This window comes from Xanthomonas axonopodis, assembly GCF_001304695.1.
GTDB lineage: Bacteria > Pseudomonadota > Gammaproteobacteria > Xanthomonadales > Xanthomonadaceae > Xanthomonas > Xanthomonas axonopodis.
Genome location: NZ_JFAQ01000194.1, coordinates 1 through 5,829, shown reverse-complemented (window position 1 = coordinate 5,829; position 5,829 = coordinate 1). Strand labels below are relative to the sequence as shown.

3 protein-coding genes and 1 other RNA gene are annotated in these 5,829 nt (G+C 61.9%); 1 reads left to right on the top strand and 3 read right to left on the bottom strand.

Annotation, left to right across the window (positions count from 1 at the left end):
• Positions 1–183: transposase (locus XAXN_RS21920; protein ID WP_167694816.1), on the bottom strand; the 183-nt coding region annotated here is incomplete at its 3' end.
• On the opposite strand from XAXN_RS21920, the gene XAXN_RS16685 reads away from it, so the two are divergent.
• A non-coding RNA gene (locus tag XAXN_RS16685) (sX9 sRNA) lies at positions 182–257 on the top strand. The genes XAXN_RS21920 and XAXN_RS16685 overlap by 2 nt on opposite strands.
• Positions 258–733: 476 nt before the next feature.
• On the opposite strand, the gene XAXN_RS16680 is transcribed toward XAXN_RS16685, so the two are convergent.
• Both XAXN_RS16680 and XAXN_RS16675 read right to left on the bottom strand, forming a co-directional pair.
• Positions 734–2,992 carry a methyl-accepting chemotaxis protein gene (locus tag XAXN_RS16680; protein ID WP_054320389.1) on the bottom strand — a complete coding sequence of 753 codons (2,259 nt, stop codon included), beginning with the start codon at positions 2,990–2,992 and terminating at the stop codon, positions 734–736.
• Between the two features lie 503 nt (positions 2,993–3,495).
• Entirely contained in the window at positions 3,496–5,748 is a 2,253-nt protein-coding gene (locus XAXN_RS16675; RefSeq protein ID WP_054320388.1) for a methyl-accepting chemotaxis protein, read from the bottom strand.
• Positions 5,749–5,829: the final 81 nt, after the last annotated feature.

The window sequence follows — 5,829 nt, the reverse complement described above, 5'->3', positions numbered from 1 at the left end:
CGCACGGCACTGGTCGTACACCTGCTCACCGCATCGAAAGCGCGAGCGTGCGCGGCCGTCGCACTGCGGGCAGCGAAATCCCTTCGGCCAGCGCCACCGATACAACGCCCGGTAACACTTAGAGCGACTAACAAAACTACTACACAGCCGCCAGGCGGCGCGGCCGGTGCTCGGAATCGGCATGTACCACTCGTACACTCCGGTTCCTGTGCGCCGTCCACGCCCACCTGACGACCGCTCGCTACGTTTTGTTAGCCACTCTTAGCTGTTTCATCGAATGCGCCTTGAGCTGGTAACAATGTGAGTAGTGAGAGCCACCCGTTGGCGATGATGGATTGGCCTTTGGTAGCGCGGTGCAGTGAGGCTTCTCCGCGCTCGCAGCCTGCCTCGTTGCTGACATAGCTAACGGCGCTACCGCTCTCGACTGAAGGGCATCGTCACAAATTAATCACGCGGTTTCGACGGTATTTATGTTCGAAAAACCGGACTCTGCCGGTGCGGCTGATTGGTGACGGCAACTGGGTGATGAAGCGCATCCATGGCCACGGCCAGGGGGGCGGTGCAGGCTCTGCCGCTGGCCGATGGAAGTGTTCGGGCGCGTGCAAGACCACGCCGCCGTGCTGCAATGGCGGCGGTGAGGCCGGCGATGCGCCTCGCGCCAGAAGCACTGCCCATAAAAAAGCGCCGCGCTCGCTAGCGAGCGCGGTGTCCAGGTGGAGCCCTTGGGCCGCTATTAGAACTCGGCCCAATTGGACGCGTCGGCTGCGACCGACACGACAGCCGCGCGCGCCGTCGGGCTCGCGACAGGTGGCTTGATCGCCGGCTTGCGTACCGCAAGCGGACGCTTGGCGGCGCCCAGGTGCACTGCCGGCGCGGTGCGGGTTACCGTTTCCGTGTCGGCCGACAGACGGAACAGCGCCACCGCTTCGGTCAGTTGCTGGGCTTGTTCTTCCATTGCGCGTGCGGCAGCGGTGGCTTCTTCCACCAGCGCGGCGTTCTGTTGGGTGGCCTCGTCCATGTGGGTCACGGTCTGGTTGACCTGCTCGATACCGGCCGACTGTTCCTGCGAGGCGGCAGCGATTTCGCCCATGATGTCGGTGACGCGCTGCACGCTGGCCACGATCTCGCCCATGGTGGTGCCGGCGCTGTGCACCAGCACCGAGCCTTCAGCCACCCGCTGCACGGAGTCGTCGATCAGGTCCTTGATCTCCTTGGCCGCGCCCGAGGAGCGCTGTGCCAGGGTGCGCACTTCAGACGCCACGACCGCAAAGCCGCGGCCCTGTTCGCCGGCGCGTGCGGCTTCCACTGCCGCGTTCAAGGCCAGGATGTTGGTCTGGAACGCGATGCCGTCGATGACGGAAATGATGTCGGCGATCTTCCTGGACGAGGCTTCGATCCCGCTCATGGTGCCGACCACCTTGCTGACGATCTCGCCGCCCTGCGAGGCCACGCTGGCCGCGCCGATGGCGAGCTGGTTGGCCTGGCGTGCGCTTTCGGCGTTCTGCTTGACGGTGGAGGTGAGCTCTTCCATCGAGGCAGCGGTTTCTTCCAGGTTGGCGGCCTGTTGTTCGGTGCGCTGCGACAGGTCCTGGTTGCCGGCGGCAATTTCGCTTGCCGCACCTCTGATGGACGTGGCCGAGCCCTTGATGCCGCTGACGATCTCGGCCAGCTGCGTGGCGGTGGCATTGGCGTCGTCGCGCATCTGCGCAAACACGCCATGGAATTCACCGCTCATGCGTGCGGTGAGGTCGCCGGCGGCGATCGACTGCAACAAGCCCGAGAGCGATTGCAGGTTGCCGTCGGCGGTGGCCATCAAGGTGTTGAGGCTTTCGACCATCACACGGAAGTCGTACTGGAAACGCTCGGCATCGCCACGGGCACTGAAATCGCCACTGGCCGCCGATGTCGCCAGGTGCTTGATTTCGGTATTCATCGCCGACAGGTTGAATTTGACCTGCGCCATGGTATCGCTGAGCACGGCCTTTTCGCCGGGCAACTTGTCCATATCCTCGCTGAGATCGCCAATGGCGTAGCGGCCCATGATCTGCGCAAGCTTCAACTTCACCGCGATATGCGATGCGACCAGGTTGTTGGTATCGCTGGCCATGCGGCCGTAGTCGCCTGGAAACGCTTCGGCATCGATGCGGAAGCTGATCTGGCCTTCATCGTGACGGCGGGCCATGTCGGTCTGCGCGCTGAGCAGATTGCGCAACTGCTGTTGCATCTTGCTCATCGCCTTGAGCAGGCGCCCGGCTTCGTCGTTGAAGTGGGTGTCGACGTCGTTATCCAGCTGGCCGCCGGCGATGGATTCTGCAGCGCGGGTCGCGCGGTGCAACGGCTGGGTCAGGCTGCGGGTGATCAGCACGCCCAGGGTGCCGCTTAACAGCACGACCAGCAGCGAGCCGCCGATTAGCAGCTTGCGCGAGTCGTCCATGGACTTGAATGCCACAGCCGAGGCATCGGCTGCCTGCTTCTCCTGCAGGGCAATGTTTTCGGCAATCCTGTCCTGCCAGACCTGCATGGCGGGCGCCGCCTTTTTCAGCAGAAAGGGAAGTACGTCGTCGCTGTGTCCGGTCATCACCAGATCGATGACCTTGTCATTCAAACTCCTGACTTCGGTGCGGCGTGCATCGATCTCTGCACGCAGGGTCTTGCCTTGCTCTGAGGGCGGCATGGCATACAACGCCTCTCGCGCTTTGGTGTAGTCGGCACGCGCAGACTGGATGTTGGCGACGAACTGGCGATTCTCTTCATCGCTGGTCGGCAGTACCAGGTTGCGCAGCTGCGTGCCGATAATGAAATTGGCGTTCATCATATCGTTGGACAGGCGGATCTTCGCCATGTTCTGGTTCACGATGCCGTCGACCAAAGCGCGTGCCGACGTCAATCCGCGATAGCCGATCAGGGCGATCAGGCCTGACAGCACAATCAGAACAGCGAAGGCGGCCGCTAGACGTGGGCCGACGTTGTAACGTTGAAGAAGTGAGGTCATGACAGGTTCCTGGCAAGCGTTGCGCGATAAAAGCAAGCGATGCGGTAACGCCAGTCACGTGCAGTCTGACGTCTCGCTATGCCCAGTAACGGCACTTGAGAGCATCTACTGAATACCTCGATATCAAAAAAATATAACCAAAGTTAGGCTTGTGAAATAAATTCTTATTCTGTCGCTGCGTCGCCCTGTGAATTATCAGCACTAATGCGGACTCTGCTGTTTACAATTTAGTTCATATATAAACTTTATGCGGATAGTGGATTTAAATCGTACTGAAGAGTTTGTTTTTAGCTGCGCGGAAAAATAAAAGCCGCGCTGTTGAGAGCGCGGCTTCGATAGCGGCTGCTATTTCAGGGCCCTGCAGCTGTTCGCAGCGGCCGTACAGCATGGCAGATAGCCCTGGGCGTGGAGACGGAGCTGAAGATCCGCAGTGCCACGTGGTACATCCCAGACCCTGCACCGGACGCGCCCACCTTGCGGTGAGCGCAGCCGTCTTGCCGCTGTTAGAACTCGGACCAATCGGATTCGTTGGACGGTGCCACCGCGGCCCGGCCCGCCGGACGCGCAGCCTGCGGCTTGTTGGCCGGCATGCTCGCCGCAACCGGGCGCTTGGCAGCAATCTGGCGTACCACCGGCGTTGCGCGGGTCACCGCTTCCGGTTCGGCCGAGAGGCGGAACAACGCCACCGCTTCGGTGAGCTGCTGCGCTTGCTCTTCCATCGAGCGTGCAGCGGCGGTGGCTTCTTCCACCAGCGCGGCGTTCTGTTGGGTGGCCTCGTCCATGTGGGTCACGGTCTGGTTGACCTGCTCGATGCCGGCCGATTGTTCCTGCGATGCTGCAGAGATTTCGCTCATGATGTCGGTCACGCGCTGCACCGAGGAGACGATCTCGGCCATGGTGCTGCCGGCCTGATTCACCAGCGCCGAGCCTTCGGCCACCTTGCTCACCGAGTCGTCGATCAGGCTCTTGATTTCCTTCGCCGCACCTGCCGAACGCTGCGCCAACGTACGCACTTCCGAGGCCACCACGGCAAAACCGCGACCCTGCTCGCCGGCGCGCGCCGCTTCCACCGCGGCATTCAAGGCCAGGATGTTGGTCTGGAACGCGATGCCGTCGATGACGCTGATGATTTCGGCGATCTTCTTGGACGAGGTTTCGATGCCGGACATGGTGGTGACCACCTGGCCGACCACATTGCCGCCGTGCGATGCCACGCCTGCCGCGCCGATGGCGAGCTGGTTGGCCTGACGCGCATGCTCGGCGTTCTGCTTGACGGTGGAGGTGAGCTCTTCCATCGAGGCGGCGGTTTCTTCCAGGTTGGCCGCCTGCTGCTCGGTGCGCTGCGACAGGTCGTTGTTGCCGGCAGCAATCTCGCCGGCGGCCGTGTTGATTGCCAGGGTGGAGTGCTTAATGCGGCCCACGATGTCGGTCAGGCGCTGGGTCGTGGCATTGGCGTCGTCGCGCAGCCGTGCGAACACGCCGTGGAATTGCCCGTCCATGCGCGCGGTGAGGTCGCCATCGGCCACCGCGCCGAGCAGCTGCGACAGCTTGCCCAGGTTGCGGTCGCTGACTTCCATCATCGAGTTCAGATCCGACACCATCACTGCGAAGTCGTACTTGAAGCGCTGCGCATCGCCACGCGCACTGAAGTCGCCGGATGCGGCCGCCTGCGCCAGGTGCTTGATCTCGGTGTTGATCGACAACAAGCTGGCCTTGGCTGCATCCATTGCTTCATGCAGCACCGCGCAGCTGGCCGGCAGGCGACGCGCATCTTCGCTCAGGTCGCCCTGTGCATATTGATTGAGGATGCGCACCGCATCGATGATGGCATCGAGATGCTCGAAGATCATCGTGTTGATGCCGGTGGCAAGGTTGCCGTACACGCCGGGGAAATCTTCCGGCATGCGGTGGGTGATGTCTTCGGCAGCATGCAGGTGCGACATGCGCGCGGTTTCATCGGAGAAACAGCGCAGCATCTGGGTCATGCCATCGGTGGCCTCCAGCATCTGGCCGATCTCGTCCTTGCTGGTCTTACCGACCTGCACGCCCAGATCGCCGCGCGAAACCGCCTGGATGGCGCCCAGCGCCTTGGCGAGCGGGCTGGTGATGCTGCGCGCGATCAACCAACCGAAGGTCACCGACAAGGCAGCCATCAGCAAGGTGCCGATCAGCAGCACCGCGCTGGTCAGCTTGAACGAGCCGGCGCTGGCAGCGACCATGTCGCCCAGTGCCTTGGACTGCTGTGCATACAGCTTGTCCACCGAGGCGAACAGTTCCTTGCGGATCTCGCCCGGTTGCTTGCGCGAGAACTCCATCGCAGCGGCGCGGTCGGGCTCTGCATAGAGCTTGCGCAATTGCAGGTTGGCCGCGAAATAGCGTGCGCTGGCATCGGTCAGCTTGGCGTACTCGGCTTTCAACGGCGAGGACGCATCGATTTTGGCGTCCAGCTGCTTCTGGGTGTCGGCGTACTTGGCCTTGATTTCATCCATGCGCTTGAAGAAATACGCGTAGCGCTCCGGGTCTTCAAGATTGAGGAACTGGCCCACTTCGTAAACACGAAATTCGCCGGCGAAACCGCGCAACTCTGACAGGCGGCTCAACACCGGCACCACGTCCTGGTTGATCAAGGTGGTTTCGCTCTGCATCTGCTTCATGCGCGAGAAACCCAAACCGCCCAGTAATGCGGTGAGCACGGCACTCAGACAGAAGGCAAACATCAGTTTGCGGCGGATCGGCCAGTCGTTGAACTTATTCATCACTTACTCCGGAGCATTGCTTAGGGCAACGCTGATCAAGCCCCGTTCCCGCGTTTCGCGGGAGGTTGGATGCACATAAAG

Coding starts and splice junctions, on each gene's coding strand:
- XAXN_RS16680 (WP_054320389.1), bottom strand. CDS start 2,992: ATGACCTCACTTCTTCAACGTTACAACGTCGGCCCACGTCTAGCGGCC.
- XAXN_RS16675 (WP_054320388.1), bottom strand. CDS start 5,748: ATGAATAAGTTCAACGACTGGCCGATCCGCCGCAAACTGATGTTTGCC.